This window comes from Streptomyces sp. NPDC031340, from assembly GCF_055569945.1.
On the sequence record NZ_JBVIIE010000029.1, the window covers coordinates 25,596 to 52,354 of the forward strand.

The window sequence follows — 26,759 nt, forward strand, 5'->3', positions numbered from 1 at the left end:
CGGCGCACCCCGAGGTGCGGACCGGCGCCCGTGTACCCAGGCACCGACCGGCTGTCGGCGCGGGTCTCGCCAGCGACCCGTGCGGGCGGGTCTCCGCCCACGACCGGTGCGGCGGGTCCTCCGCCCACGACCGGTGCGGGCGGGGGCCGCGACGTCCGGTGTGGCGGGGAGCCGCTACGGGAGTGGTTCGCCCAGTTCGCCCTCCACCGCTCCCGCCATCGACCGCAGCACCTGCAGCGTCCGGTGGGCCTCCGCCTCGTCGACCCGGGTGATGGCGAAACCGACGTGCACGATGACGTACGACCCGGCGTCCGCGTCGGGGGTGCAGCTGAGGCAGACCTCGCGCCGCACCCCGCCGAAGTCGACCGTGGCCATGCGCAGGCCCGCGTCGTCGTGGATCTCGACGACCCGGCCCGGGATGCCCAGACACATGCGTGCTCACCTCTCTCCGGCCAGCCGTGCGGCCGCCACCGCCGCCTGGCCGTAGCTGATGCCGCCGTCCCCGACGGGGACCTGGCCGCCGGCCACCACCCGCAGCCCCTGCGCGTGCAGCCGGCGCTTGACCTCCGTCAGCAGCCTCCGGTTGACGAAGCAGCCGCCGCCCAGGCACACCGTGCGCGGCGCGCCGTCGGCCACGGCCCGGCCGACGAGTTCGGCCGTGACGATCCCGAGCGTGAGGTGGAAGGCGGCCGCCAGGCGCGCCACCGGCTCCCCGGCGAGCTGCCGCTCCAACAGGTCCGCGAGGGTGGGCGCGGGGTCGTACACCCACAGGTCCCGCACCCGCACCACGCGGTGGGCGAGCGGTACGGCGTGCTCGGCGCCCGCCGCGGCCTCCAGCAGGACGGCCGCCTCGCCCTCGTAACCGGTCCGGTCGCACAGGCCCAGCAGGGCGGCGACCGTGTCGAACAGCCGTCCGGCGCTGGACGCGCGCGGGCAGTTGACGTCCCGGGCGACCATGGCGCGTACCCCGGCCACCTCGGCGGGGTCGAGCCGGCCGGTGAAGTGCCGGGTCAGCAGCGGGCCGGGCGCGGGCGCCCCGAGCGCCTCCCCGCCGAACAGCCGGCCGAGGGCCGTGCGCGCCGGACGCCGTACCGCGGCGTCGCCGCCGGGCAGCGGCGCGGTCGCGAACCGGCCCACGCGCCGGTAGCCGGTCAGGTCGGCCAGCAGGATCTCGCCGCCCCACAGGGTGCCGTCGTCCCCGAGGCCCAGACCGTCGTAGGCCACTCCGAGGAACCGGCCGCGCACCCCGTGCTCGGCCGCGCAGGCCGCGACGTGCGCGTGGTGGTGCTGGACGGCGATCCGCCGCACCGGCTGCGCCGTGGCCCACCGGGTCGACAGATAGCCGGGGTGCAGGTCGTGGGCGACCGCCGCGGGCTCGATGCCGGTGAGCCGCCGGAGGTGGTCGTACGACGCCAGGAACGCGTCGTGGACCGCCGGGTCGGCCAGGTCGCCGGTGTGCGGGCCCAGGTGGGCGCGGCCGTCGGCGGCCAGCGTGAAGGTGTGCTTGAGCTGGGCGCCGGCCCCCGCGACCGGCTCCCGCACGGCCAGCGGCAGCGGCGCGGGGGCCAGCCCGCGGGCCCGCCGGACGGTGATCCGGGTGCGTCCGGCGAACTGCACCACCGAGTCGTCGTACCGGGAGCGGATGGGCCGGTCGTGGGTGAGGAAGCCGTCGGCGATGCCGGCCAGCGCGCGGCGGGCGTCGGCGTCGTCGACCGCTATGGGCTCGTCGCTGAGATTGCCGCTGGTGACCACGAGCGGTCGGGCGAGTCCGTCCAGCAGCAGATGGTGCAGGCCGGTGGTGGGCAGGAACAGGCCGATCCGGCGCAGGCCCGGATGCACCTCGCGCACCGGCGCGGGCGTGCCCCGCCGCCGGCGCCGGGCCAGCAGCACCACGGGCCGCTCCGGGGCCGTCAGCGCCTCGAGTTCGCCCGCGCCGACCAGGGCCAGCCGGCGCGCCGTGGCGAGGTCGGGGACCATCACGGCGAACGGCTTCGCCGGGCGGCGCTTGCGCCGCCGCAGTTCCGCCACGGCCGCCGGGTCGCCCGCGTCGCACACCAGCTGGTAGCCGCCGAGGCCCTTCAGCGCGACGATCCCGCCGTCGGCGACCGTCTTCACCGCCGCCCGCAGCGCGTCCTCGCCGCGCAGTTCCTCCCAGGCCAGCCTGGGCCCGCAGGCCGGGCAGGCGACGGGCTCGGCGTGGAAGCGGCGGTCGGCCGGGTCGGCGTACTCGGCGGCGCAGGCCCGGCACAGCGGGAAGCGGCGCATGGTGGTGCGGACGCGGTCGTACGGAAGGTCCTCGATGATCGTGGCGCGCGGCCCGCAGTCGGTGCAGTTGATGAACGGATAGCGGTGCCGGCGGTCGCGGGGGTCGCGCAGCTCGCGCAGACAGGCGTCGCAGATCGCGGCGTCCGGCGGGATCTCCCGCGCCGCCCGGTCCGCGGCGGCGGGCGCGCTGTCGCGCACCCGGAACCCCGGGCGGGGGGCTGGCCCGCGGGGGTCGTCGGTCAGCCGGACCCGGCGCACCCGGGCCAGCGCCGGGGCCCCGGTCCGCAGCCGGACCGCGAACTCCTCGACGGCCCGTTCGGGCCCGGCGACCTCGCCCTCCACGTGCCCGTCGACGTTGGCCACCCAGCCGTCCAGACCGAGCAGGGCCGCGGTGCGGTACACGAACGGCCGGAACCCGACGCCCTGGACGATGCCCTCGACGTGGAAGCGCCGTACGGTCATGCCCGCCTCCTCGCCGCCTCGTCCGGGCGGTGGGCGAGCTCGTCCTCGACCGCGTCGGCCAGGGGTTCCACGGCGGCCGCGACGGCGGGGGACAGGCCGGTGCCGAAGTCGCAGTCGGCGCCCTCGACGGCGTAGACGACCAGCCGCTCCGGCAGCAGGCCGAGGACGCGGGCGAGCTCGACGGCCTCGCCCAGGCCCAGCCCGTGGGTGCTGGTGGCGGACGGCGCCGCGAGGTGCCCGCCGTCCACTTCGAGGCGGTGCACGCGGCCGGGGGTGCCCGGATGGGCGTGCGCCGCGTCCACGACCACGGCCAGGTCGGCGCCCTCCCACAGGCCGATCAGCCGGCCCGGGTCGCCGTCACAGGTGGCGAAGACGGTGTCCGGCGCGTCGGGACGCCCGGCGGCCCGCTCCCGCAGCCGGGCCACCACGGTCCAGCCCACGCCGTCGTCGCGCCGGAAGTCGTTGCCGACGCCGATGACCGCGGTGCCCCTGTGCGTCCTCATGCCCTTCACCGTGTGCCGGACGGCCGCGAACCCACAGGGGCCGAACGACCCCCCACCGGGGCCGATCCTCCTCACCGCGACCAGGGCGGAGACCGGCGCCCCGGACCGAGGCGGGGACAGGGCGCCCGGGCGCGGCGGCGCCCGCCGGGCCGCGCGCGTCACCGGTCCCTACGCCGGCACCACGGCGACGGGGCAGCGGGCGCTGCGCAGCAGGGCGAGGGCGGTGCCGCCGGAGCGGCGGCCGAGGACCACCAGCCCGGCGTTGCCGGAGGCGTGACTGAGGGCCTCCTCGGGGGCGAGCAGCACGACGTCCTGCAGCACGTCGACGTCCGGGAACCGGGTGCGCCACGGCCGCAGGGCGTCGGACAGCCGCTGCACCTCCTGGTCCTCCCAGGTGGCCCGCTCGTCGTGCGCGACGGTGAACAGCCAGTCGGTGGCCTCTTCGGGCAGCGTCCAGGCGTGCACCGCGTGCAGGATCGCCCGGTGCAGCCGGGCCGCCTCGAACGCGAACGTGAGCACACCCTCCGCGGGGTCGCGGGCGTCGAGACCGACGGTCACCCGGCCGGGCTTCGACGGCGTCCCGGGCACCAGCACCACCGGGCGCGTCGCCCGCTCCACCAGCGCCGCCGCGGTGGTGCCCGCGGCGGCCGGGGAAAGGCCCACCACGACCAGTTCCGCGCCGTCGCCCAGGATGCGCACGGCGTCCGGGCCGTCGGCCGTCACCACCGGCACCACGCGCAACAGCACCCCTCGCAGCTCAGCCTCCCGCACGGCCCAGTAGGCCGCCGCGCAACCGGCCGCCGACGCGTCCGCACCGGCGACGATCATTCGCTCCATGGCTTCCCGCCTTTCCGCGAAGGGGAGTTCAGAATTCCACATTGGCCGCCGGCCGGCCGCGCCGCTCAGGGGCCGAACGGTCCCGCTTCGAGCCCTGGCGGCCCATACCTGACGCCCGGCCGCGGGCCGACGCTGGCATGGAGAGCTCGCCGAGCGCAGGAGGTGCGCACATGCTTCCCCCCGTGATCGCCGGAGTCGACGGATCGGCCGAGAGCCTCGCCGCCGCCGAGTGGGCGGCCCGCGAGGCCGTACGACGAGGCCGGCCGCTGCGCCTGGTGCACGCCTGGAACTGGCGCCCCCGCCCGGACGGCGACGATCCCGCCGGCGCCGCGCGGCGGCATCTGGCCCGCCGTGTCCTGAGAGAGGCGGAGGACCGGATCCGCCCTGCCTGCCCCGGTCTGCGGCTGGAGGAGGAGCAGACGGAGGGCCCCGCGACCGCCGCCCTGCTGAAGGCGGCGCAGGAGGCCGACCTGCTGGTGGTGGGCTCGCGCGGGCTGAGCGGCTTCACCGGGTTCCTGGTCGGCTCCGTCGCCCTGGGCGTGGTGGCGCGGGCGGAGAGGCCCGTCGTCCTGGTCCGGGCCGGCGAGGAGGCCGCCGACGAGCACCTTCCCGACGACGACGGGGGCCCGTCCACCGATACCGGGTACCGGGACGTCGTGCTGGGCGTCGACCTCGGCGACGCCTGCGACGAGGTGATCGAGTTCGCCTTCGAGGCGGCCCGGACGCGCGCCGCGCGCCTGAGGGTCGTGCACGCCTGGCAGCAGCCCTCCCCGATCGGGCTGGGCCCGGCCGAGACGGGCCTGCTGGGCGGGGTGCAGCAGGCGGCGGAATGGCTCGGCTTCCTGACCGCCGTCCTCCAGGTCTGGCGCGAGAAGTACCCCGACGTCGAGGTCGTCGAGACCGTGACCGATGGCCGCCCGCAGTCCGTGCTGGTGCGGGCCGCCTCCGGCGCGAGCCTGCTCGTCGTCGGCCACCACGCCACCGAACGCCCGGCGGGTCCGCGCACCGGCCCCGTCGCCCACGCCGCCATCCAACACGTCGGCTGCCCCGTGGCCGTCGTGCCCCATTTCTGAGAGGGCTTCCATGAGCAAGCCGATGAAGTACGTGTACGCATTCGCCGAGGGCGGTCGCGACATGGCCGCCCTGCTCGGCGGCAAGGGCGCCGGACTCGCCGAGATGACGCGGATCGGTCTGCCCGTCCCGCCCGGATTCACCGTCACCACCGACGCCTGCAAGGTCTACCTGAAGACCGGCGAGGAGCCGCCCGAACTCGCGGTCGAGGCCGCCCAGGCGCTGGCCGGCCTGGAGCAGGCCATGGGGCGCACCCTCGGCGCGCCCGACGACCCCCTGCTGGTGTCCGTGCGCTCGGGCGCCCGGTTCTCGATGCCCGGCATGATGGAGACGATCCTCGACATCGGCCTCAACGACGAGTCGGTCGCCGGGATCGCCAAGGCCTCCGGGCAGGAGAGGTTCGCCTGGGACTCCTACCGCAGGCTCGTGCAGATGTTCGGGCACACCGTGATGGGCGTGGACGGTGAGCTGTTCGAGCACGCCCTCGCCGCGCACAAGACCCGGCGCGCGGTCGCCGACGACCACCTGCTGGACGCCGGTGAGCTCGCCGAGATCACCGAGGAGTTCAAGGCCATCATCCGCGAGGAGACCGGCGAGGACTTCCCGCAGGACCCCGCCGAGCAGCTCTCCCGCGCCATCCGCGCCGTCTTCGACTCCTGGAACACCGAGCGCGCCCGCGTCTACCGTCAGCGCGAGCACATCTCCGAGGACCTCGGCACCGCCGTCAACGTCCAGGCGATGGTGTTCGGCAACCTCGGTCCCGACTCGGGCACCGGCGTCGCTTTCACCCGCGACCCCGCCACCGGCGAACGCGGCGTGTACGGCGACTACCTGCCCGACGCGCAGGGCGAGGACGTCGTCGCCGGCGTGCGGGACGCCCTGCCGCTGAGCGAGCTGAAGAACCTGAACGAGCGCGCCTACGACGAGCTCGGCGACCACCTGCACACCCTGGAGGACCACTACCGCGACCTGTGCGACGTCGAGTTCACGGTCGAGCGCGGCAAGCTGTGGATCCTGCAGACCCGCGTCGGCAAGCGCACCGCCGAGGCCGCCTTCCGCATCGCGCACGACCTGCGCGAGGAGGGCACCGTCACCGAGGACGAGGCGCTGGTCCGGGTCAGCGGCGCCGAACTGACCCGGCTGATGTTCCCCCGCTTCCGCACCACCTCCGACGACGTGCCCCTGGCCCACGGCGTGCCCGCCTCGCCGGGCGCCGCGGTGGGCGCCGTCGTCTTCGACTCCGCCGAGGCGGTACGCCGTGCCGCGGCCGGCGAGCAGGTGGTACTGGTCCGCCGGGAGACCACGCCCGACGACCTGCCCGGCATGATCGCCGCGCAGGCGGTGCTGACCAGCCGGGGCGGCAAGACCAGCCACGCCGCCGTCGTCGCGCGAGGCATGGGCAAGGTCTGCGTGTGCGGCGCCGAGGCCCTCGCCGTCGACACGGCCGCCCGCCGCTTCACCACTGCGGAGGGCACCGTCGTCGACGAGGGCGACGTCGTCTCCGTCGACGGCACCGCCGGCACCGTGCACCTCGGTGAACTGCCGCTCACCGCGTCCGAGGTGGGCCACGCGCTGGAGACCTCGGCCGCCGAGGGCCCGCTGACCGAAGCGGTGCTCGGCGCGCTCGGGCACGCCGATTCGGTGCGCCGCCTCCAGGTGCGGGCCAACGCCGACACTCCCGAGGACGCCGTACGCGCCCGCGCTCTCGGCGCGCAGGGCATCGGGCTGTGCCGTACCGAGCACATGTTCCTCGGCGAGCGCCGGGCCCTGGTCGAGGCGATGATCCTGGCCCGTGAGGACGCCGCCCGCGAGGAGGCCCTGGCGGCGCTGCTGCCGCTGCAGCGCGAGGACTTCACGAAGATCCTGGAGGCCATGGACGGGCTGCCGGTGACGATCCGGCTGCTCGACCCGCCGCTGCACGAGTTCCTGCCCGACCGCACGGAACTCGCCGTCCGCCTGGCCGAGGCCGAGCACCCGGACCCGCGCGACCGCGAGCTGCTCGCCGCCGTCGAGCGCATGCACGAGCAGAACCCGATGCTGGGCCTGCGCGGCGTGCGGCTGGGGCTGGCGGTGCCGGGCCTGATGGCCATGCAGGTGCGGGCCGTCGCCGAGGCCGCGACCGCACGGCTGCGCGCGGGCGGTGACCCGAAGGCCGAGATCATGATCCCGCTGGTCGGGACGGTCGAGGAGCTGCGGCTGGCCCGCGCCGAGGCGGAGCGCGTCCTCGCCGAGGTCGCCGCGGAGACCGGCACCGAGCTGGACTGCCCGATCGGCACCATGATCGAGCTGCCCAGGGCGGCGCTCACCGCGGGGAGGATCGCCGCGACCGCCGACTTCTTCTCCTTCGGCACCAACGATCTCACCCAGACCACCTGGGGCCTGTCCCGGGACGACGCGGAGGCCTCCTTCTTCCCGCTGTACCTGGAGAAGGGCGTCTTCGAGGTGTCCCCGTTCGAGACGATCGACCAGGAGGGCGTCGGACGGCTCGTCGAGATCGCCGTCGAGGCCGGCCGGGCGGTCAACCCCGGACTGCAGACGGGCGTGTGCGGCGAGCACGGCGGAGACCCGGACTCCATCCACTTCTTCCACCGCGCGGGCCTGGACTACGTCTCCTGCTCGCCGTTCCGCATCCCGGCCGCCCGCCTGGAAGCAGGACGCGCATCCCTGACCGAAACCACAAAAACCAGCGACACCCGATAAACAGCCCATCCCCCCGCCCCCAAGGGGCGGGGGGAACCGCGCGACCGCCCACGACGCTGCCGCGCCCGGCCGACGGCGTGTGGGCCCCGCAAGGGGCGCGGGGAACTGCGCGACCGGCCATGACGCTGCCGCGGCCGATCGACGGTGTGTGGGCCCCGCAAGGGGCGCGGGGAACTGCGCGACCGGCCATGACGCTGCCGCGGCCGGCCTACGGTGTGTGGGCCCCGCAAGGGGCGCGGGGTACTGCGCAACCACCCACCACGCCGCCGTGCCCGGCCGAAGGCATCACCCCGGCACCGTTCAGCCGCCGCCAGGCCCCCCGCTGCCGAAGGAACCGCTGCTGCCCTCGCTCCAGCGGGGCCGCTCCTGCGCCGAACCCGTCCGGGTCGGGGAGTTGCCGTGGCCCGGCATCTCGTGCGGGGTGAGCCGGCGGTCGCCGCGGGGCACCTCGTCGGGCTCCCGGTGCTCCCGCACCTCGCGGACCGGCCCCTCCTCGGGGAGCCGCGGCTGCTCGGCGGGGTCCGGGGGCCCCGGCTCACGGCGCCGTACGCGGATTCCCATCCAGAAGGCGCCGATCAGCAGGGCGACGAGAGCGACCGCCGCCACGATCAGCCCGGTCGCCAGTGCGCCGCTGCCCGCGGCGATGTCCATCGATGCGCTGTTCATGGCGTGCGGGTACCCCCGGTCCCCGGCGTGAACCGGCTCACCTCGCCCGGCGGGTCTCCGCGCGGTTGGCCTTCCGGATCGCGTCGAGCAGCTGCGCCTTCGACATCCGGGACCGCCCGCCGACGTCCAGCCGCCTGGCGATGTCGTACAGGTGCCGCTTCGAGGCCTGCTCGTCGACGCCCTCGCCACTGCGGCCGCCCTGCTGCCGGGGCCGCTCCGACCGCTCGTCGGAGGGGCCCTTGCGGCCGCCCTCCTTGCGCTCCCAGTGGTCGCCGACCTTCTCGTACATGTGCTTCAGCGCGCCGTACGCCACCCGGTGGGCGCGCTCGCCCTCGCCGTACTGCTCGACCGCCGAGTCGTGCGCCTTGATCCAGGTCCGCTGGGCGCCGTCGGACGAGCGCTCCAGGGTCGAGGGGAGTTCCTGTCGTCCGGGCATCGCGTCCACCTCCGTCAGCCGTGGTCCGCCCAGGGGCACGGGTGCCCGGCGGCGGGCCGGAAGAACCCGCGCGGGCCCGCCGAACGCCGGTTTGACGGCATCCGCACCGGGCTACCCGGACCGCGTGACTTCGACGACATCCCAGCAGGAGCTCTTCCGGTTCCTGGAGGACCGCTTCGCGTGCGCCCAGGCGTGCACCGAGTGCGCGCGGGCCTGCGCGCTGCGCGCCGGCCTGGTGGATCCGGACGGAACGGAGGAGCAGGAGAAAGTACGGCGCAAGGGCATCCTGTGCGCCGAGGTGTGCGACGCGACCTGCCGTGCGCTGTCCGAGCAGAACGGCCTGGACGAGGCCGGCATGCGCATCCAGGTGGAGTGGTGCCGCACGGTGTGCCTGGAGTCGGCCCACGTCTTCGACGCCGTCCCGGGCGCCGAGGAGGGCGCGCGGGCCTGCCGGGACTGCGCCCGGGCCTGCACCGAGTTCCTCACGGTGCTGAACTGACCCCGCCCGAATGACCCCGCCCGAAGCGGCACCGCCATTCCCTATTTCTGGAACACGTTCTACCGTGTGCGCCGTCAGTACCGGCCTGGGAAGCCTGGAGGCGCCGTGCACCTCGCATACACGCCCGAGCAGCAGCGGCTGCGCACCGAACTGCGCGCCTACTTCGCCGGCCTGATGCCGGACGACGCCGTCGCCCGCCACGGTGACGCCGCCGCCCAGAAGCGCTTCTACCGCGACACCGTCCGGCGCCTGGGCGCCGACGGCTGGCTCGGCGTGGGCTGGCCCCGGGAGTACGGCGGGCGCGGGCTGACCGCGATGGAACAGTTCATCTTCTTCGACGAGGCGGCCCAGGCGGGCGTGCCGCTGCCGCTGATGGCGCTCAACACGGTCGGCCCGACGATCATGCAGTTCGGCACCGACGAGCAGAAGGCCCACTTCCTGCCCCGGATCCTCGCCGGCGAGATCGACTTCGCGATCGGCTACAGCGAGCCCGGCGCCGGCACCGACCTGGCCTCCCTCCGGACCCGCGCGGTGCGTGACGGCGACGAGTACGTCGTCAACGGCCAGAAGATCTGGACCACCAACGGCGACACCGCGGACTGGGTCTGGCTGGCCACCCGCACCGACCCGGACGCCCCGCCGCACAAGGGCATCACCATGCTGCTGGTGCCGACCACCGACCCGGGCTACTCCTGCACCCTCATCCACACCCTCGCCGGCCACGACACCACGGCGAGCCACTACGAGGACGTCCGGGTGCCCGTCTCCCGCCGCGTCGGCGCCGAGAACCAGGGCTGGCGGCTGATCACCAACCAGCTCAACCACGAGCGGGTCACCCTCGCCGCGCACGGCACCATGGCCGTCCGCGCCCTGCACGACGTCCAGCGCTGGGCGACGGAGACCAAACTCGCCGACGGCCGCCGGGTGATCGACCTGGCCTGGGTGCGCCGCAAGCTCGCGCAGACCCACACCAGGCTGGAGGCCCTGAAGCTGCTGAACTGGCGGATGGTCGGCGCCGTGCAGGACGGCACCCTCACCCCGCAGGACGCCTCCGCGGTGAAGGTCTACGGCTCCGAGGCCCGCCGGGACGCCTACGCCTGGCTGCTGGAGGTCGTCGGCGCGGCGGGTGCCCTGAAGGAGGGCTCGGCGGGCGCGGTGCTGCGGGGCGAACTGGAACGCGGCTACCGCTCCGCGGTCATCTTCACCTTCGGCGGCGGCAACAACGAGATCCAGCGGGAGATCATCTCCTGGCTGGGCCTGGGGATGCCGCGCGTCCGGCGTTAGCCTGACGACATGTCGCCCGACCCTGGGCTGTTCGGTCCGGCATCCGTCACCTGGCAGATGCACGGCGACCCCATGATGTGGGTCGCCGGCATCCGCGCCCTCTACCTCCAGGCGCTGCACCCGCGCGCCGTCCGCGGCGTCATGGAGAACTCCGACTTCCGTCAGGACGCCTGGGGGCGCCTGCTGCGCACCGCCGGCTTCGTCGGCACCACCACCTACGGCACCGCCGAGGAGGCCGAACGCGCGGGCGCCCGGGTGCGGAAGATCCACAGCCTGCTGAAGGCCACCGACCCCGCGACCGGCGAGCGCTACGGCGTCGACGAACCCGACCTGCTGCTGTGGGTGCACTGCGCCGAGATCGACTCCTATCTGCACATCGCGCGCCGCTCCGGCTACCCGCTGAGCGACCGCGCGGCCGACCGCTACCTCGCCGAACAGCGCACCAGCGCCCGCCTGGTGGGCCTCGACCCCGACGCGGTGCCCGCGAGCCGCGCGGAGCTGGCCGCCTACTTCGAGCAGGCGCGCCCACAGCTCGCCGCCGGCGCCGACGCCCGCGCGGTGGACGACTTCCTGCTCCGTCCGCCGACGCACCCCCTCCTCGTCCCGGCGCGCGAGGTGCTGTGGCGGCGCGTGGCGCACCTGGCGTACGGCTCCCTGCCCCCGTACGCCCACGAGCTGTACGGCAGAGCGGCCCCCGCACCCGCCACCGTGACCCGCCGGCTGCGCGCCACGGGCACCCTGCTGCGCTGCGTCCCCGCAGGGCTGCGCTGGCAACTCCCGCCCGGACACATCGTCCGCGCCATGTCACGGCTCGGTCCCGGCTCCCGCCCCGCACCGTACAAAGTCGGCTCATAGGTCGCCATACTGGACGGGCCGGGGGAGGGCGGGGCGACCAGCGACGGGGGCGATCGCGGGCGATGGGGGACAACAGAGTCATCCAGGGCCGGTACCGGCTGATCGAGCGGATCGGGCGGGGCGGCATGGGCGAGGTGTGGCGCGCGCGGGACGAATCGCTCGGCCGGCAGGTCGCCGTCAAGTGCCTCAAGCCGCCCGGGGCCCACCACGACCGCTCCTTCACCCGCATGCTGCGGGAACGCTTCCGCCGCGAGGCCCGCGTGGCCGCCGCCCTCCAGCACCGCGGGGTGACCGTCGTCCACGACTTCGGCGAGGCCGACGGCGTCCTGTTCCTGGTCATGGAACTCCTGGACGGCCGGGACCTGTGCCAGCTCCTGGAGGACAACGGGCGCCACCCGCTGGCCGTGCCCGACGTCGTGGACATCGCCGAGCAGGTCGCCGCGGCCCTCGCCTACACCCACGAGCAGGACATCGTGCACCGCGACCTGAAGCCCGCGAACATCATGCGGCTCACCGACGGCACGGTGAAGATCTGCGACTTCGGCATCGCCCGCCTGGGTCATGACATCGGCTTCACCGCCCGGCTCGCCGGCACGGGCGTCGCCATGGGCACCCCGCACTACATGTCGCCGGAGCAGATCAGCGGTACCGAGGTGGACCAGCGCAGCGACCTGTACTCGCTGGGCTGCGTCCTGTACGAGATCGCCACCGGCGCGCCGCCGTTCGACCTGGAGGACGCCTGGGGGATCCTCGTCGGCCACCGCGACACCCCGCCCCGCCCGCCCCGCAGCACGCGCGCCGAACTCCCCGCCTACCTCGAGACGATCATCCTGGACCTGCTGGCCAAGCGCCCCGAGCAACGCCCGCCCGACGCCCGCGAGGTGGGCCGCCGCATCACCCTGGGACGTACCGACCCGGCGTACCCGCCGACCGTGGTGACCCCGCATCCCGTGCTCCGCCCGCCCGAGCCGGTCCCCTCCCGCGAGCCGCGCCTGCCGTCCTGGACCCGCTCCATGACCACCGGCCACAAGGCCGTCGGAGCCGGACCGCGCAGCGCCCCGCCGGACCCCGGGGCCGCCCTCACCGGCGAGTGGATCCCGCGGCCCGCCGCGGCCGGCACCGGCGGACCCCCGCCGCAGCACCCGCCGACGCCGGCCACGAGCGTGCTTCCGCAGGCGCCGTCCACGAGCGTGCTCCCGTCCGCGCCACCTATGCCGTCCGCGTCACCCGCGCTGCCCGCGCCACCCGCGCGCCTGCTCGCCGAGCTGGCCGGACGGCACGACACCGGGCTGAGGCTGGGGCGGCTGGGCCGGTGGGAGGAGGCGGGCGAGGCGCACCTGGCGGTCGCCGCCGGGCGCGCCCGCCTGCTGGGCCCCGACCACCCCGACACGCTCGCCAGCCGCTGCCAGGCCGCCTTCGCCCTCAGCCGCGCCGGCCGCGCCGCCGAGGCCCTGCGCGCCTACCAGCACGTCGCCGCCGCCCGGACCCGGACGCTCGGCGCCGACCACCCCGACACCCTCGCCGCCCGCCAGGAAATGGCGTACGTGCTCGGCCGGCTGGGCCGTCACCCCGACGCCCACCAGGTGTACCTGTCGGTGCTCGCCGCCCGCGAGCGGGTGCTGGGCGCCGACCACCCGGAAACCCTGCGCTGCCGCCACGATCTCGCCGTCAACCTCAGCCGGCTCGGCCGCCTCCGGGACTCCTACCGCACGGCCCTCGACGTGGCCGCCGCACGCGCCCGCGTGCTCGGCCCCGAGCACCCCGACACCCTCGTCACCCGCTACGAGGTCGCCCGCGCGCTCGGCCGACTGGGCCGCTGGACGGAGGCCCTGTGGACCTACCGGGAGGTCGCCGCCGCCCGTGCCCGTACCCTCGGCCCCGACCACCCGGACACCTTCGCCGCCCGCCACGAGGCCGGCATCGGCCTCGGCCGTCTCGGCCGCGCCGCCGAGGCGCTGGCGCTCTACCGCGACCTGGTCGACGACCGCGCCCGCGTCCAGGGCCCCGACCACCCCGAGACCCTGCGCGCCCGCCACGGCCTGGGCGTCAGCCTCGGCCGCCTGGGCCACTGGGAGGAGGCCCTCGCCGAGGCCCGCGACGTGGCCGCCGTCCGCGAGCGGGTGCTGGGCGCCGACCACCCCGACACCCTGGTCAGCCGCCGGGAGGTCGCCGTCGGCCTGGGCCGGCTGGGCCGCTGGACGGACGCGCTGGGCGAGTACCGCCGGGTGGCCGCGGCCTGCGAACGCGTCCTGGGCGCCGACCACCCCGACACGCTCGCCGCCCGCCACGACGAGGCGCACTGCCTGCAGCAGCTCGGCCGGGGCGCGGAGGCGGCCGAGGTGTACCGCAGGGCGGCGGCGCCGCGGCAGCGGGGAACCGCCCCGGGCCGGTGAGCCCGGGGCGCGCCCTGGCCGATCCGGATCATCGCGTGCTACCAAGGACCATGACCGCACACGAGCAACGCGCCTACGACGCCGTGATCGTCGGCGGCGGCCACAACGGCCTGGTCGCCGCCGCCTACCTGGCCCGCGCCGGACGGTCCGTCCTGGTGCTGGAGCGGCTGGCGCACACCGGCGGCGCGGCGGTCTCCACCCGGCCCTTCGCCGGCGTCGACGCCCGGCTCTCGCGCTACTCGTACCTGGTCAGCCTGCTCCCGCGGAAGATCGTGCGCGATCTCGGCCTGGACTTCCGCGTCCGGGCCCGCACCGTCTCGTCGTACACCCCCGCCGAGCGCGACGGGCGGCCCACCGGGCTGCTGGTGGGCGGCGGCGAGCAGCGCACCCGGGAGGCCTTCGCCCGGCTGACCGGTTCCGACCGCGAGTACCTGGCCTGGCAGCGCTTCTACGGCATGACCGGCCGCGTCGCCGAACGGGTCTTCCCCACGCTCACCGAACCGCTGCCCACCCGCGAGGAGCTGCGCCGCCGCGTCGACGACGAGGAGGCCTGGCGGACCCTGTTCGAGGAACCGATCGGCGTGGCGATCGAGGACCGCTTCGACGACGACCTGGTCCGCGGCGTCGTCCTCACCGACGCCCTCATCGGCACCTTCGCCGACGCCCACGACCCCTCCCTGAAGCAGAACCGCTGCTTCCTCTACCACGTGATCGGCGGCGGCACCGGCGCCTGGGACGTGCCCGTCGGCGGGATGGGCGCCCTGACCGACGCCCTGGCCGCCGCGGCGCACGAGGCGGGCGCCGTGCTCGCCACCGGCCACGAGGCGGTCCGCATCGACACCGACGGCCGCAGCGCGGAGATCACCTACCGGACCGCCGACGGCGAGGGCGTCACCGCCGCCCGCCACGTCCTCGTGAACGCCTCCCCGCGGGAACTGGCCGCCCTCACCGGCGACACCCCGCCCGCCCCCGCCGAGGGCGCCCAGCTGAAGGTGAACATGCTGCTCGAACGGCTGCCGAGGCTGCGCGACAGCTCCGTCGACCCGCGCGAGGCGTTCTCCGGCACCTTCCACATCGCCGAGGGCTACGAGCAGCTCGCCGCCGCCCACGCCCAGGCCGCGTCCGGCGCGCTCCCCGCCGCCCCGCCCTCCGAGATCTACTGCCACTCCCTGACCGACCCGAGCATCCTCGGCCCGGACCTCGCCGGACGCGGCCGGCAGACCCTCACCCTGTTCGGCCTGCACACCCCGGCGCGGCTGTTCGAGCGCGACAACGACGCCGTCCGCGAGGAACTGCTGACGTCGACGCTCGCCCAGCTCGACGCCCACCTCGCCGAGCCGCTCGCCGACTGCCTGGCCACCGACGCCGACGGCCGCCCCTGCATCGAGGCCAAGACCCCACTCGACCTGGAGCGGGACCTGCGCCTGCCCGGCGGCAACATCTTCCACCGCGAACTCTCCTGGCCCTACGCCCACCAGGACACCGGGCGCTGGGGCGTCGAGACCCGGCACGCCAACGTGCTGCTGTGCGGGGCGGGCGCGGTACGCGGGGGAGGGGTGAGCGGGGTGCCCGGCCACAACGCGGCCATGGCGGTGCTGGAGGCGGCAGAGGGCTGAGCGGGGCTCCACGACGCCTGAGCCCGGTGCCGCGACCCCTTGCCCGGTGCCGCGGCAGATGCGCCCGGTGCTGACGCGTGTGCCCGTTGCCACGGGGCACTCCGATGGCCGGAGAATCCGACATTCCGGACCTTGTGAGGGAGGCTCCCATGGCGGACCTCAGCCCGATCGACCTGCAGAAGGCCCTCAGCGGCATGGAGTACCCCACCGACAAGCAGCACCACCTGGTGGAGGTGGCCCGCAAGAACAAGGCCGACGAGAAGATCGTCAGCAGCCTCGACGGCCTGAAGCAGGACCGCTTCGACGGGCCGAACGACGTGCAGAAGGCCGTCTTCAACCAGTAGGCCGGCCCTCGGCCCCCGTACCGGCGGCGGATGCGCGGCTCAGGCCCGCACACCGCCGCCGACCCTGAGTGCCGCACCCGGCATCCAGCGCCTCGACGTTTCCGGGTGGCCGCCGGCGCCGCGGGCCGCCGGGGCGCAAGAAATCTGACGGAGCATCAGAAAAGGTCTTCCGTCGTCCGGAGGTCTGCGGCATCCTGCGCCTCATGCAGACGGAGCTGAGCAACCAACTGGGAGTCGAGCACGCCGTCTTCGGCTTCACGCCGTTCCCCGCCGTCGCCGCGGCCATCAGCCGGGCCGGCGGCTTCGGCGTGCTCGGCGCGGTCCGCTACACCGCCCCCGACGACCTCAAGCGCGACCTGGACTGGATCGAGGCGCACGTCGGCGGCAGGCCCTACGGGCTGGACGTCGTCATGCCCGCGAAGAAGGTCGAGGGCGTCACCGAGGCCGACGTCGAGGCGATGATCCCGGACCGGCACCGGCGGTTCGTCGAGGACACCCTCGCCGAGTACGGCGTCCCCGAACTGCCCGAGGGCGAGGCGTCCGGCTGGCGCATCACGGGCTGGATGGAGCAGGTCGCCCGCACCCAGCTCGACGTCGCCTTCGACTACCCGATCCGGCTGCTCGCCAACGCCCTCGGCTCACCACCCGCCGACGTCGTGGCCCGCGCGCACGAGCGGGGCGTGCTCGTCGCCGCGCTCGCCGGCAGCGCCCGGCACGCCCGCAAGCACCAGGCGGCGGGCATCGACGTCGTCGTCGCGCAGGGCTACGAGGCCGGCGGCCACACCGGCGAGATCGCCACCATGGTGCTCACGCCCGAGGTCGTGGACGCCGTCGCCCCGCTGCCCGTGCTGGCCGCCGGAGGCATCGGCAGCGGACGGCAGGCGGCCGCCGCCCTCGCCCTCGGCGCCCAGGGCGTGTGGCTGGGCTCCGTCTGGCTGACCACCACCGAGGCCGAACTCACCTCCCCCGGACTCGTCCGGAAACTGCTCGCCGCCGGCTCCGGCGACACCGTCCGCTCCCGCGCCCTCACCGGCAAACCCGCCCGCCAGCTCCGCACCGCGTGGACCGACGCCTGGGACGACCCCGAGGGCCCCGGCGCGCTGCCGATGCCCCTGCAGGGGCTGCTCGTCGCCGACGCCGTCTCCCGCATCCAGCGCTACGAGGTCGAACCGCTGCTGGGCACGCCCGTCGGGCAGATCGTCGGCCGGATGACCAGCGAACGCAGCGTCCAGGCCGTCTTCGACGACCTCACCCGCGGCTTCGAGGAAGCCGTCGACCGCGTCAACCGCGTCGCCGGAAGGAGCGGCACATGACGAGCACCCCCGAGAGCACCCCAGCGAACACCTCCGAGAGCACCCCCACGCGCCCCCCTGCGAGCACACCCCCCGCCGGCTTCTGGGCGCAGGCCGCCGCCGACCCGGGCCGCACGGTCCTCATCGCCCCCGACGGGGAGCGGTGGACCGCCGGACGCCTGCACGCCGCCGCCAACCAACTCGTCCACGGCCTGCGCGAGGCCGGCCTGGAACGCGGCGACGCCTTCGCCGCCGTGCTGCCCAACGGCGTCGAGTTCCTCACCGCCTACCTGGCCGCCACCCAGGCCGGCTTCTACCTGGTGCCGGTCAACCACCACTTCGTCGGCCCCGAGATCGCCTGGATCGTCGCCGACTCCGGCGCCAAGGTGCTGATCACCCACGAGCGGTACGCGGACCCCGCACGCCACGCGGCCGACGAGGCGGGCCTCGCGGCCACCCACCGGTACGCCGTCGGCGAGGCCGAGGGCTTCCGGCCGTACGGCGAACTCCTCGACGGACGGCCGGAGTCACCGCCCGCGGGCCGCACCATGGGCTGGGTCATGAACTACACCTCCGGCACCACGGGCCGCCCGCGCGGCATCCGCCGCCCGCTGCCCGGCAAACCCCCAGAGGAGGCATACCTCGGCGGCTTCCTCGGCATCTTCGGCGTCAAGCCGTTCGACGACAACGTCCACCTGGTCTGCTCGCCGCTCTACCACACCGCCGTGCTCCAGTTCGCGGGCGCGTCCCTGCACATCGGCCACCGCATCGTGCTGATGGACAAGTGGACGCCCGAGGAGATGCTGCGCCTGATCCAGGCCCACCGGTGCACCCACACCCACATGGTCCCGACCCAGTTCCACCGCCTGCTCGCCCTCCCGGAGGAGGTCCGGCGCTCCTACGACGTGTCGTCGATGCGGCACGCCATCCACGGCGCCGCGCCCTGCCCCGACCACGTGAAGCGGGCGATGATCGACTGGTGGGGGCCCTGCGTGGAGGAGTACTACGCGGCCAGCGAGGGCGGCGGGGCCTTCGCCACGGCGGAGGACTGGCTGAAGAAGCCCGGCACCGTCGGCAGGGCCTGGCCGATCAGCGAACTCGCGGTCTTCGACGAGGACGGCAACCGGCTGCCGCCCGGCGAACTCGGCACCGTCTACATGAAGATGGCCACCGGCGGCTTCTCGTACCACAAGGACGAGGACAAGACCCGCAGGAACCGCATCGGCGACTTCTTCACCGTCGGCGACCTCGGCCACCTCGACGAGGACGGCTACCTGTTCCTGCGCGACCGCAAGATCGACATGATCATCTCGGGTGGGGTCAACATCTACCCGGCCGAGATCGAGTCCGTCCTGCTGTCCCACCCCGCCGTCGCCGACGCGGCCGTCTTCGGCGTGCCGCACGACGACTGGGGCGAGGAGGTCAAGGCGGTCGTGGAAGCGGCCCCCGGACACGCGCCCGGACCGGACCTGGCCGCCGCGATCCTCGGCCACTGCGCCGGGCGGCTGGCCGGCTACAAACGGCCCAGGAGCGTCGACTTCGTCCCCGAGATGCCGCGCGACCCCAACGGCAAGCTGTACAAGCGGCGGCTGCGCGAGCCGTACTGGAAAGGGCGCACCCGCCCGGTGTGACATGCGGCGCCGTCCGCTCCGCCGCGGTCGCGTGTCTTGACCGCGCCCCGCGGCGGCCTGAAGATCATGTGCCATGACTCAGGGACACGGCAGCACGGTCGACGGGGTGCTGCGGCGCAGCGCCCGGCGCACGCCCGCGCGCATCGCGATCGAGTACGGCGAGCGCACCTGGACGTACGGCGAACTCGACGACGCCGTCTCCCGCGCGGCGACCGTCCTGCTCGACCAGGGCCTCACGCCCGGCGACCGGGTCGCCGCCTACGGCCACAACTCCGACGCCTACCTCATCGGCTTCCTCGCCTGCGCCCGGGCGGGCCTGGTGCACGTGCCGGTCAACCACAACCTCACCGGCGACGACCTCGGGTACCTCGTCGGCCAGTCCGGCAGCTCCCTGGTCCTCACCGATCCCGGCCTCGCGGACCGGCTCGGCGGCGACGTCCGCACGCTGCCCCTGCGCGACACCGACGACTCCCTGCTGACCCGGCTGGCCACGGCCTCCGCGTACGACGGTCCCGAGCCGCGCGCCGAGGACCTGGTGCAGCTGCTGTACACCTCGGGGACGACCGCGCTGCCCAAGGGCGCGATGATGACCCACCGCGCGCTGGTGCACGAGTACCTGAGCGCGATCACCGCCCTCGACCTGAGCGCCGGGGACCGTCCCGCGCACGCGCTCCCGCTCTACCACTCGGCGCAGATGCACGTCTTCCTGCTGCCCTACCTCGCGGTCGGCGCCACCAACACCGTCCTCGACGCGCCCGACGGCGACCGGCTGTTCGACCTGATCGAGGCGGGCCGGGTGGACAGCCTGTTCGCCCCGCCCACCGTGTGGATCGGCCTCGCCAACCGCCCCGACTTCGCCACCCGCGACCTCGGCGGCCTGCGCAAGGCCTACTACGGCGCCTCGATCATGCCGGTGCCGGTCCTGGAGCGGCTGCGGGAGCGGCTGCCGAAGCTGGCCTTCTACAACTGCTTCGGGCAGAGCGAGATCGGCCCCCTGGCCACCGTGCTCGCCCCCGACGAGCACAAGGGCCGCATGGACTCCTGCGGCCGGCCCGTGCTGTTCGTCGACGCCCGCGTGGTCGACGAGGACGGCAAGGACGTCCCCGACGGCACGCCCGGGGAGATCGTCTACCGCTCCCCGCAGCTCTGCGAGGGCTACTGGGACAAGCCCGAGGAGACCGCCGCCGCCTTCCGCGACGGCTGGTTCCACTCCGGGGACCTGGCCGTCCGCGACGCGCACGGCTACTACACGATCGTCGACCGGGTGAAGGACGTCATCAACTCCGGCGGCGTACTGGTCGCCTCCCGGCAGGTCGAGGACGCCCTTTACACGCACCCGGCGGTCGCCGAGGCGGCCGTGGTCGGCCTCCCCGACGAGCGGTGGATCGAGGCGGTCACCGCGTTCGTCGTGGCGCGCGCCGAGGTCACCGAGGACGAACTGATCGCCCACACCCGGGAGAAGCTCGCCCACTTCAAGGCGCCCAAGCGGGTGCTGTTCGTGGACGAGCTGCCCCGCAACGCCAGCGGCAAGATCCTCAAGCGCGAACTGCGCGACCGCTTCGCCGGTTAGCGCCCCCGAAGGGGCGTGGGGAACCGCACGACCGGCCGCCGCGGCGCGGCAGCCGGACGACGGCAGGCCGGTCGTGGCCCCGGGAAGGGGAGCGCTACCGCGGCCGCAGGTCCACGATGCGCCGGATCTTGCCCACCGACCGCTCCAGCGACTCCGGTTCGACGATCTCCACGGAGACCGACACCCCGATGCCGTCCTTCACGGCCGCAGCGATGGCCCCGGCGGCGGCCTCCCGCGACTCCGGGCCCGCCTCGGGCCGGGCCTCCGCCCGCACCGTCAGGGCGTCCAGCCGGCCCTCGCGGGTCAGCCGCAGCTGGAAGTGCGGCGCGACGCCCGGCGTGCGCAGCACGATCTCCTCGATCTGCGTGGGGAACAGGTTCACCCCGCGCAGGATCACCATGTCGTCGCTGCGCCCGGTGACCTTCTCCATCCGCCGGAACACCCGGGCGGTGCCGGGCAGCAGCCGCGTCAGGTCCCTCGTCCGGTAGCGGACGACCGGCATCGCCTCCTTGGTGAGCGAGGTGAAGACCAGCTCGCCCTCCTCGCCGTCCTCGAGTACCTCCCCGGTGATCGGGTCGACGATCTCCGGATAGAAGTGGTCCTCCCAGATGTGCAGGCCGTCCTTGGTCTCCAGGCACTCCTGCGCCACGCCCGGCCCCATGACCTCCGACAGCCCGTATATGTCGACGGCGTCGATCGCGAACCGCTCCTCGATCTCCTGGCGCATCCGCTCCGTCCACGGCTCCGCGCCGAAGATCCCCACCCGTAGCGAGGTGGTCCGCGGATCGACGCCCTGCCGCTCGAACTCGTCCAGGATGGTCAGCATGTACGAGGGCGTCACCATGATGATCTGCGGTTCCAGGTCCCGGATCAGCTGCACCTGACGGGCCGTCATGCCGCCGGACGCGGGGATGACCGTACAGCCCAGCCGCTCGGCGCCGTAGTGGGCGCCGAGGCCTCCGGTGAACAGCCCGTACCCGTAGGCCACGTGCACCTTGTCGCCGGGCCGCCCGCCGGCCGCCCTGATCGAGCGGGCCACCATGTCCGACCACAGGGACAGGTCGCCGTCGGTGTACCCGACGACCGTGGGGCGTCCGGTGGTGCCGCTGGAGGCGTGGATGCGGCGGATACGGTCCTGGGGGACGGCGAACATCCCGTACGGGTAGTTCTCGCGCAGGTCGGCCTTGGTGGTGAACGGGAAGCGGGACAGGTCGGCGAGGGAGCGGCAGTCGTCCGGGTGGACACCGGCCTTCTCGAAGGACTGCCGGTAGAACGGCACGTGGTCGTACGCGTGCCGCAGCGAGGCGCGCAGCCGCTGAAGTTGCAGCGCGCGCAGCGCCTGAGCGTCCAGCCGTTCTCCCGCGTCCAGCGGCTCCGTCGCATCCACCATGGGGACTTCTCCCTCGCCAACCGCGTCATTACCGTCATTGCCGTCATTACGGACGACCGATCATTCGGTCGCGCCGTTCGGGATCAGTAATCCAGGACGCCGGGGCCCAGGGCAAGAGGTGGGGGGCGACTTTCTGGGCGCGCCACGGCCCGCCCGCGCGGTGCGCCCCCCGGAGGCCCACGACCGCCGCACCCCAGGACGGGGTCCTGGGGTGCGTGTCGAAACCGGATCCTGAATATGCGGTGATCTCGATTTGCGGGGCGGGGGAATCCGGCTGATGCGCGGTGGCGGTGCCGGACCCCCGTTATGGGAGGGCAAGAAGCCGACCGGCCGAGAAAGGGCCGGCGAAAGCGTTCACAAAGACGCGACCCAGATCAGGTCACAGACCCTGATCTGCTGTTCCTCCGGATAGATGCTGTAGTTGAAAAATACGGGATCGTTGGGGACGGGGAGGCTGTACCAGGTGACGCCACGAATGGTCATGGGCAGACCCGGAGGCGGCTTCGCGGATTCCACTGCGCTGCCGACCTCCAGCGCCAGGGCCCGGATGAACCGGACGATGTTGTCGTGGAGGTCGACGTGGCCCGCGTCACGCATCTGGCTGAGCACCTTGGAGGCGGTCACCTGGGTGACCGCCGTCCAGCCTTTCGAAACCGGCCGCATCAGTCTTCCGCCTCCGGGAGTTCGACGAGCCCTACCGCGGCGACGGTGTCGTCGAGGCGCTGGTCCCGTTCGGGCACCGCCTCGAACATGGCCTCGAGCCACCAGGTGGTCATCACCGAATCCAGTGCGTCGCCTTGTCCGGCGCGGGTCACGGCGGCGTGAAACTCTTCGCGCCGCCCGGCGGGCAGGGCGTCATTGATGGCGGAGACGGTGCGGGGAATCGCCTGTACACGGAGGTCGCCGTGCGATCCAGCATTCACTCGAATTTCGCATCCTTACAGCTCGAATGATCCAGCGGCCACGCTACGCGGGCAGTGCGCGTCGGCGGGCCGAAACGGCTCATCTTGCTCCCGGTTCCGTTCTGGCCAAAGCTTGCGTCCGGTGCGCGATCTGTCGGCGGCAACGCGCGGTCGCAGGCCGAGTCGTACGCGGCGCCGCGCCCGCCGCCCGGACGCGCGCCTTTCACCCCTGGTGCGGTCCGTACGCCGTCAGGAAGCGGTCGCGGAAGGTGTCCATGCCCCACTCGGGGGCGTTGCGGGCCGGCCGGAGGCCGTCCGTCCAGCCCCAGTCGGAGATGCGGTCCAGGACCTTCTTGTCGCGGGCGACCAGGGTGACCGGCACGTCCTTGCTGGTGTTGCCCGCGGTGACGGTCGGGACGGGCTGGTGGTCGCCGAGGAAGACGAGCACCGTGTCGTCGTCGCCGTAGCGCTGGACCCACTCCGTCAGGCTGCGCAGCGAGTACTCGATGGCGTTCTTGTACTCGGTGCGCACGCTCTCCGGGTTCTTCCAGACCTCCTTGGGGTCCTTGCCCTCCTTCTTGATGCGGTGGAAGACCGAGCCGTCGCCGAGGTCGTTCCAGTCGATCATGTGGGCGATCGGGGCCCAGGGGTTGTGGCTGGAGGCCAGGATGATCTCCGCCATGATCGGGCCCCGGTCCTTCTTGCCGTGCTCCAGACGCTGGAAGGCCTCCAGGCTGAACTGGTCCGGCACGGGCGTCCAGCTGAAGTAGGGGCCGTGGTAGCCGAGGTGCTCGGAGTCGTAGATGTGGTCGAGCCCGAAGAACTTCCCCTCCGGCCACGCCCTGCGCACCCCCGGCACGATGCCGACCGTGCGCCAGGCGCCGCTCTTGCGGAAGTAACTGGTCAGCGTCGCGCGGTCGCTGGTCGTCAGGGAGCGGTAGCGCTGCTGGTTCTTGATCCACAGGCCGGACAGGAACGTCGAGTGGGCGAGCCAGCTGCCGGCGCCCGACACCGGTGACCTCAGCCAGCCGCTGCGCGAGGCGAACCCGGCCGCCTTCAGGTCGGCGGTGCCCTTGTCCAGGACCGCGTCGACGTCCGGCGCCATCGCCGGGTCCTCGATCGCCGTGCGGCCGTAGCTCTCGATGAAGGTGAACAGGACGTCCTTGCCCCGCAGTCCGGTCAGCAACTGGTCGGGCGGGGTGTCGGCGAATGCGTCGACGGCGGCCTGCTTCTGGAAGACCCGCGCGTCCGCGAGCCCCGCCCGCACCTGGTCGACGCGGTTGCCGACCAGATCGGCGTCGATCTTCGAGGCGACCGGCACGCCCGTGAACTGCACGCCCAGGGTGACGCAGGTGATCCACGCCGTGCCCAGGACCAGTGTGGTCCGGGCGGCCGTCGGGCGGTGACGGACCATCAGGTCGGCCAGCCGTACGACGGCGAGGGTCGTCAGCACCAGCACGGCGGCGACGAGGACGATCACCGCGACGACCGCCAGCACCTCGCCGGTGCCGCCGAACGACTCCTTCACCCATTCGGCGGCGTCGTCGAGCAGGATCCAGTCGAGGACCAGGTCGAAGGGGCGCGACAGCACGGAGTAGAACCCCATGTCGACGAACTTCACCACCGTGACCAGGCCGAGCAGCACACCCACGGCGATCGCCGCGGCGCGCCGGAACCGCGGCGGCAGCGCCAGCAGCAGACCGGCGAGGAGGACGCCCTCGGCGGGGATGCGCAGGAACGCCTCGACGGTGAGGCGGTCGAGCCGGTTCGGCACGAGGAGGGCGGCCAGCACCAGCACGGCGGCCAGGACGGTGATCCCGACGGTCACGCCCCGCGCGGTACGGGGGTACCTGCGCCGCCACCCGAACAGCCCGGCGCGGTCAGCGGCGTCGGGGTGGGGGTGGGGGTCGGTGACGTCGGTGACCGCCTCGGGCCGGTCGGCTTCGGGGACATCGGCCTCGGACGTGCCGGCCTCGTCGCCGGGCGCTCCGGAGGTGGCGTCGGGCGTCGCGTCGGCGGCGGGCCCGGCCGTCTCCGCCCCGGTTCCCGCGTCCGTGCCGGCGCCGGTCTCCGCGTCCGCGCCCGCGTCCGTGCCGCCCGCCGGCGCCCCGGGATCCGGGGCGGGATCCGCTTCGGCACCGGAGTCGGCGTCGGAGCCCGCGTCGGTGTGCGGGAGCTGGCGAGGGGGCGTGAGGTGCGACACCCGTTGGTCCTTCCGTGCTGAAGCGCGAGAACGGCGCGGCGAACCGGACCCGCGGGGCCGGGCCGCCAACCTCCGTACGGCCCCTCGCAACCCACCGTTCAAACACCCGGGTCAACCGCGCGCAAAGAGTACGCCCGCCCCGCCCCGCCGCGGGCGACCCGTGGCCGGCCTACCGGTCCGCGGCCACCGCCACCTCCCGGGCCCACCGGTAGTCCGCCTTGCCGCTGGGCGACCGCCGTATCGCCTCCGTGATCACCAGCTGGCGCGGGATCTTGTACCCGGCGAGGTGGGAACGGCAGTGCGTCTGGATGTCCGCCAGGGACGGCCGCCGCGCCCCCGCGCGCAGTTGGACGACGGCCGCCACGTGGCTGCCCCACTGCGCGTCCGGCACGCCGGCCACCAGCGCGTCGTAGACGTCCGGATGCGACTTGAGTGCTTCCTCGACCTCCTCCGGATACACCTTCTCCCCGCCGGTGTTGATGCACTGCGAGCCCCGGCCGAGGACGGTGACGACGCCCTCCTCGTCGACGGTGGCCATGTCGCCGAGCAGCACCCACCGCCTGCCCTCCTTCTCGAAGAACGTCTCGGCGGTTTTCCGCGGGTCGTTGTAGTAGCCGAGCGGTACGTGGCCGCACTGCGCGACGCGGCCCACCTCACCGGCGGCGACCGGCTCGCGGGTCGCCGGGTCGACCACCTGCGTACGGGAGTTGACGCGGACCCGGAAGCCGCGGCCCGGGCCGGAGTCCTCGGTCGCCGTGCCGTTGAAGCCGGACTCCGAGGAGCCGAAGTTGTTCAGGAGCACGGCGTTCGGCACCAGCGCGCGGAACTGCCGCCGCACGGTGTCCGACAGGACCGCCCCGGACGACGCCACGCTGAACAGCGACGAGCAGTCCGTGCCCTTCAGGGGCCCCTCCAGCGCGTCGATCAGCGGCCGCAGCATCGCGTCGCCCACCAGCGACACACTGGTGACCTTCTCCCTCTCGATCGTCCGCAGCACCTCCTCGGGCACGAACTTGCGGTGGATCACCACCCGTTGACCGAAGTTGAAGCCGATGAAGGAGGTGAGGGTGGACGTGCCGTGCATCAGCGGGGGCGTCGGGAAGAAGGTGATGCCGCTGCCGCCGGCCGCGACCCGTTCGGCCAGCTCCTCCGGCCTCGCCACCGGCTCACCGGTCGGCGCGCCCCCGCCCAGTCCCGCGAAGAACAGGTCCTCCTGACGCCACATCACCCCCTTGGGCATGCCGGTGGTGCCGCCGGTGTAGATGATGAACTGGTCGTCGCCCGAGCGTGGCGGAAAGCCCCGGCCGGGCGATCCGGCCGCCTCGGCGTCGGCGAACGGCACCGCGTCCACCTCTTCGGCGGACGGGGCGCCCACCCGCACCAGGTGCCGCAGTCCGCCGGCCCGCGGCCTGACCGCCGCCACCCGGTGCTCGAACTCGGCGTCGAAGACCAGCGCCGCCAGATCCGCGTCCCGGTAGAGGTAGGCCAACTCCTCCTCGACGTAGCGGTAGTTGACGTTGACGGGCACGACGCGCGCCTTGAGGCAGCCCAGCACCGTCTGCAGGTACTCCACCCCGTTGTACAGGTGCAGCCCGAGATGCTCGCCGGGGCGTATCCCGCTGTCGATCAGGTGGTGGCCGATCCGGTCGGCCGCCGCGTCCAGCTCCGCGTAGGTCAGCCGGCGCTCGGCGCCCGTGCCGGGGTGATCGACGTACACGAGCGCCTCGCGGTCGGGGACCGCGTCGACGACCGACTCGAACAGGTCGGCAAGGTTGAACTCCACCGCTCCTCCTGACCCCGGCAGGTATGACGAAGAAAGGCGCGTCCGTCGGTTCGCGGT

The 26,759-nt window shown here is 74.0% G+C and carries 22 protein-coding genes; 11 read left to right on the forward strand and 11 right to left on the reverse strand.

Annotated elements, in window-relative coordinates; all coding sequences use genetic code 11:
* Positions 1–174: 174 nt before the first annotated feature.
* From ACZ5GT_RS22895 to ACZ5GT_RS22910, 4 genes are all read right to left on the reverse strand, one after another.
* The gene (locus ACZ5GT_RS22895) at positions 175–432 is read right to left on the reverse strand and encodes a HypC/HybG/HupF family hydrogenase formation chaperone (RefSeq protein ID WP_469028498.1); all 258 of its coding nucleotides are present in this window, start codon (positions 430–432) and stop codon (positions 175–177) included.
* A gap of 6 nt (positions 433–438) precedes the next feature.
* Positions 439–2,727 carry a carbamoyltransferase HypF gene (gene hypF / locus ACZ5GT_RS22900; RefSeq protein WP_469028501.1) on the reverse strand — a complete coding sequence of 763 codons (2,289 nt, stop codon included), beginning with the start codon at positions 2,725–2,727 and terminating at the stop codon, positions 439–441.
* On the reverse strand, positions 2,724–3,230 hold the full coding sequence (locus ACZ5GT_RS22905; RefSeq protein ID WP_469028507.1) for a hydrogenase maturation protease: 507 nt from the start codon (positions 3,228–3,230) through the stop codon (positions 2,724–2,726). The genes hypF and ACZ5GT_RS22905 overlap by 4 nt, the downstream gene beginning before the upstream one ends.
* Positions 3,231–3,398: 168 nt before the next feature.
* Positions 3,399–4,067 carry a universal stress protein gene (locus ACZ5GT_RS22910; RefSeq protein ID WP_469028514.1) on the reverse strand — a complete coding sequence of 223 codons (669 nt, stop codon included), beginning with the start codon at positions 4,065–4,067 and terminating at the stop codon, positions 3,399–3,401.
* Positions 4,068–4,237: 170 nt separating this feature from the next.
* Between ACZ5GT_RS22910 and ACZ5GT_RS22915 the strand changes: the two genes are divergently transcribed.
* Together ACZ5GT_RS22915 and ppdK are read left to right on the forward strand one after the other, a co-directional pair.
* On the forward strand, positions 4,238–5,140 hold the full coding sequence (locus ACZ5GT_RS22915) for a universal stress protein (RefSeq protein WP_469028517.1): 903 nt from the start codon (positions 4,238–4,240) through the stop codon (positions 5,138–5,140).
* A gap of 10 nt (positions 5,141–5,150) precedes the next feature.
* Entirely contained in the window at positions 5,151–7,838 is a 2,688-nt protein-coding gene (gene ppdK / locus ACZ5GT_RS22920; protein WP_469028522.1) for a pyruvate, phosphate dikinase, read from the forward strand.
* A gap of 300 nt (positions 7,839–8,138) precedes the next feature.
* Here the strand turns inward: ppdK and ACZ5GT_RS22925 are convergent, their stop codons facing one another.
* A complete protein-coding gene (locus tag ACZ5GT_RS22925; RefSeq protein ID WP_469028525.1) occupies positions 8,139–8,504 on the reverse strand; it encodes a DUF6479 family protein in 366 nt (121 codons plus the stop codon).
* A gap of 37 nt (positions 8,505–8,541) precedes the next feature.
* Positions 8,542–8,940, reverse strand: coding sequence for a ChaB family protein (locus tag ACZ5GT_RS22930; RefSeq protein WP_469028528.1), 399 nt, complete (start codon positions 8,938–8,940; stop codon positions 8,542–8,544).
* A gap of 124 nt (positions 8,941–9,064) precedes the next feature.
* Between ACZ5GT_RS22930 and ACZ5GT_RS22935 the strand changes: the two genes are divergently transcribed.
* The 9 genes from ACZ5GT_RS22935 to ACZ5GT_RS22975 all read left to right on the forward strand — a co-directional run bounded on the left by ACZ5GT_RS22935 (position 9,065) and on the right by ACZ5GT_RS22975 (position 20,424).
* Positions 9,065–9,439 carry a four-helix bundle copper-binding protein gene (locus ACZ5GT_RS22935; protein ID WP_469028531.1) on the forward strand — a complete coding sequence of 125 codons (375 nt, stop codon included), beginning with the start codon at positions 9,065–9,067 and terminating at the stop codon, positions 9,437–9,439.
* Between the two features lie 105 nt (positions 9,440–9,544).
* The gene (locus tag ACZ5GT_RS22940) at positions 9,545–10,723 is read left to right on the forward strand and encodes an acyl-CoA dehydrogenase family protein (protein ID WP_469028537.1); all 1,179 of its coding nucleotides are present in this window, start codon (positions 9,545–9,547) and stop codon (positions 10,721–10,723) included.
* Positions 10,724–10,732: 9 nt separating this feature from the next.
* Entirely contained in the window at positions 10,733–11,578 is an 846-nt protein-coding gene (locus ACZ5GT_RS22945) for an oxygenase MpaB family protein (protein ID WP_469028541.1), read from the forward strand.
* Positions 11,579–11,640: 62 nt separating this feature from the next.
* Positions 11,641–13,971: a serine/threonine-protein kinase gene (locus ACZ5GT_RS22950; RefSeq protein WP_469028544.1), complete on the forward strand. Its 2,331-nt coding sequence runs from the start codon at positions 11,641–11,643 to the stop codon at positions 13,969–13,971.
* A gap of 50 nt (positions 13,972–14,021) precedes the next feature.
* The gene (locus ACZ5GT_RS22955) at positions 14,022–15,587 is read left to right on the forward strand and encodes a phytoene desaturase family protein (protein ID WP_469028550.1); all 1,566 of its coding nucleotides are present in this window, start codon (positions 14,022–14,024) and stop codon (positions 15,585–15,587) included.
* A gap of 149 nt (positions 15,588–15,736) precedes the next feature.
* A complete protein-coding gene (locus ACZ5GT_RS22960; protein ID WP_469028553.1) occupies positions 15,737–15,931 on the forward strand; it encodes a DUF2795 domain-containing protein in 195 nt (64 codons plus the stop codon).
* Positions 15,932–16,134: 203 nt separating this feature from the next.
* A complete protein-coding gene (locus ACZ5GT_RS22965; RefSeq protein ID WP_469028556.1) occupies positions 16,135–17,244 on the forward strand; it encodes an NAD(P)H-dependent flavin oxidoreductase in 1,110 nt (369 codons plus the stop codon).
* On the forward strand, positions 17,241–18,854 hold the full coding sequence (locus ACZ5GT_RS22970; protein ID WP_469028558.1) for an acyl-CoA synthetase: 1,614 nt from the start codon (positions 17,241–17,243) through the stop codon (positions 18,852–18,854). The genes ACZ5GT_RS22965 and ACZ5GT_RS22970 overlap by 4 nt, the downstream gene beginning before the upstream one ends.
* 73 nt (positions 18,855–18,927) lie before the next feature.
* Positions 18,928–20,424, forward strand: coding sequence for an acyl-CoA synthetase (locus ACZ5GT_RS22975; protein WP_469028561.1), 1,497 nt, complete (start codon positions 18,928–18,930; stop codon positions 20,422–20,424).
* A 94-nt stretch (positions 20,425–20,518) separates the two neighbouring features.
* Here the strand turns inward: ACZ5GT_RS22975 and paaK are convergent, their stop codons facing one another.
* The 5 genes from paaK to ACZ5GT_RS23000 form a co-directional block, all read right to left on the reverse strand.
* Entirely contained in the window at positions 20,519–21,814 is a 1,296-nt protein-coding gene (gene paaK / locus ACZ5GT_RS22980) for a phenylacetate--CoA ligase PaaK (protein ID WP_469028565.1), read from the reverse strand.
* A gap of 354 nt (positions 21,815–22,168) precedes the next feature.
* Positions 22,169–22,477, reverse strand: coding sequence for a hypothetical protein (locus ACZ5GT_RS22985; protein WP_469028570.1), 309 nt, complete (start codon positions 22,475–22,477; stop codon positions 22,169–22,171).
* Positions 22,477–22,737 carry a hypothetical protein gene (locus ACZ5GT_RS22990; protein WP_469028572.1) on the reverse strand — a complete coding sequence of 87 codons (261 nt, stop codon included), beginning with the start codon at positions 22,735–22,737 and terminating at the stop codon, positions 22,477–22,479. Before ACZ5GT_RS22990 ends, ACZ5GT_RS22985 begins: the two co-directional genes overlap by 1 nt.
* Positions 22,738–22,939: 202 nt before the next feature.
* On the reverse strand, positions 22,940–24,919 hold the full coding sequence (locus ACZ5GT_RS22995; protein ID WP_469028579.1) for an alkaline phosphatase family protein: 1,980 nt from the start codon (positions 24,917–24,919) through the stop codon (positions 22,940–22,942).
* 169 nt (positions 24,920–25,088) lie between these two features.
* Entirely contained in the window at positions 25,089–26,702 is a 1,614-nt protein-coding gene (locus ACZ5GT_RS23000; protein WP_469028582.1) for an acyl-CoA synthetase, read from the reverse strand.
* Positions 26,703–26,759: the final 57 nt, after the last annotated feature.

Excerpts from the sequence above, each read along its gene's own strand:
- ACZ5GT_RS22970 (WP_469028558.1), top strand. The coding sequence starts at position 17,241 with ATGACGAGCACCCCCGAGAGCACCCCAGCGAACACCTCCGAGAGCACC.
- ACZ5GT_RS22975 (WP_469028561.1), top strand. The coding sequence starts at position 18,928 with ATGACTCAGGGACACGGCAGCACGGTCGACGGGGTGCTGCGGCGCAGC.
- ACZ5GT_RS22985 (WP_469028570.1), bottom strand. The coding sequence starts at position 22,477 with ATGCGGCCGGTTTCGAAAGGCTGGACGGCGGTCACCCAGGTGACCGCC.
- ACZ5GT_RS22910 (WP_469028514.1), bottom strand. The coding sequence starts at position 4,067 with ATGGAGCGAATGATCGTCGCCGGTGCGGACGCGTCGGCGGCCGGTTGC.
- hypF (WP_469028501.1), bottom strand. The coding sequence starts at position 2,727 with ATGACCGTACGGCGCTTCCACGTCGAGGGCATCGTCCAGGGCGTCGGG.
- ppdK (WP_469028522.1), top strand. The coding sequence starts at position 5,151 with ATGAGCAAGCCGATGAAGTACGTGTACGCATTCGCCGAGGGCGGTCGC.
- ACZ5GT_RS22905 (WP_469028507.1), bottom strand. The coding sequence starts at position 3,230 with ATGAGGACGCACAGGGGCACCGCGGTCATCGGCGTCGGCAACGACTTC.
- ACZ5GT_RS22895 (WP_469028498.1), bottom strand. The coding sequence starts at position 432 with ATGTGTCTGGGCATCCCGGGCCGGGTCGTCGAGATCCACGACGACGCG.
- ACZ5GT_RS22930 (WP_469028528.1), bottom strand. The coding sequence starts at position 8,940 with ATGCCCGGACGACAGGAACTCCCCTCGACCCTGGAGCGCTCGTCCGAC.
- ACZ5GT_RS22925 (WP_469028525.1), bottom strand. The coding sequence starts at position 8,504 with ATGAACAGCGCATCGATGGACATCGCCGCGGGCAGCGGCGCACTGGCG.
- ACZ5GT_RS22950 (WP_469028544.1), top strand. The coding sequence starts at position 11,641 with ATGGGGGACAACAGAGTCATCCAGGGCCGGTACCGGCTGATCGAGCGG.
- ACZ5GT_RS22965 (WP_469028556.1), top strand. The coding sequence starts at position 16,135 with ATGCAGACGGAGCTGAGCAACCAACTGGGAGTCGAGCACGCCGTCTTC.
- paaK (WP_469028565.1), bottom strand. The coding sequence starts at position 21,814 with ATGGTGGATGCGACGGAGCCGCTGGACGCGGGAGAACGGCTGGACGCT.
- ACZ5GT_RS22915 (WP_469028517.1), top strand. The coding sequence starts at position 4,238 with ATGCTTCCCCCCGTGATCGCCGGAGTCGACGGATCGGCCGAGAGCCTC.
- ACZ5GT_RS22955 (WP_469028550.1), top strand. The coding sequence starts at position 14,022 with ATGACCGCACACGAGCAACGCGCCTACGACGCCGTGATCGTCGGCGGC.
- ACZ5GT_RS22945 (WP_469028541.1), top strand. The coding sequence starts at position 10,733 with ATGTCGCCCGACCCTGGGCTGTTCGGTCCGGCATCCGTCACCTGGCAG.
- ACZ5GT_RS22960 (WP_469028553.1), top strand. The coding sequence starts at position 15,737 with ATGGCGGACCTCAGCCCGATCGACCTGCAGAAGGCCCTCAGCGGCATG.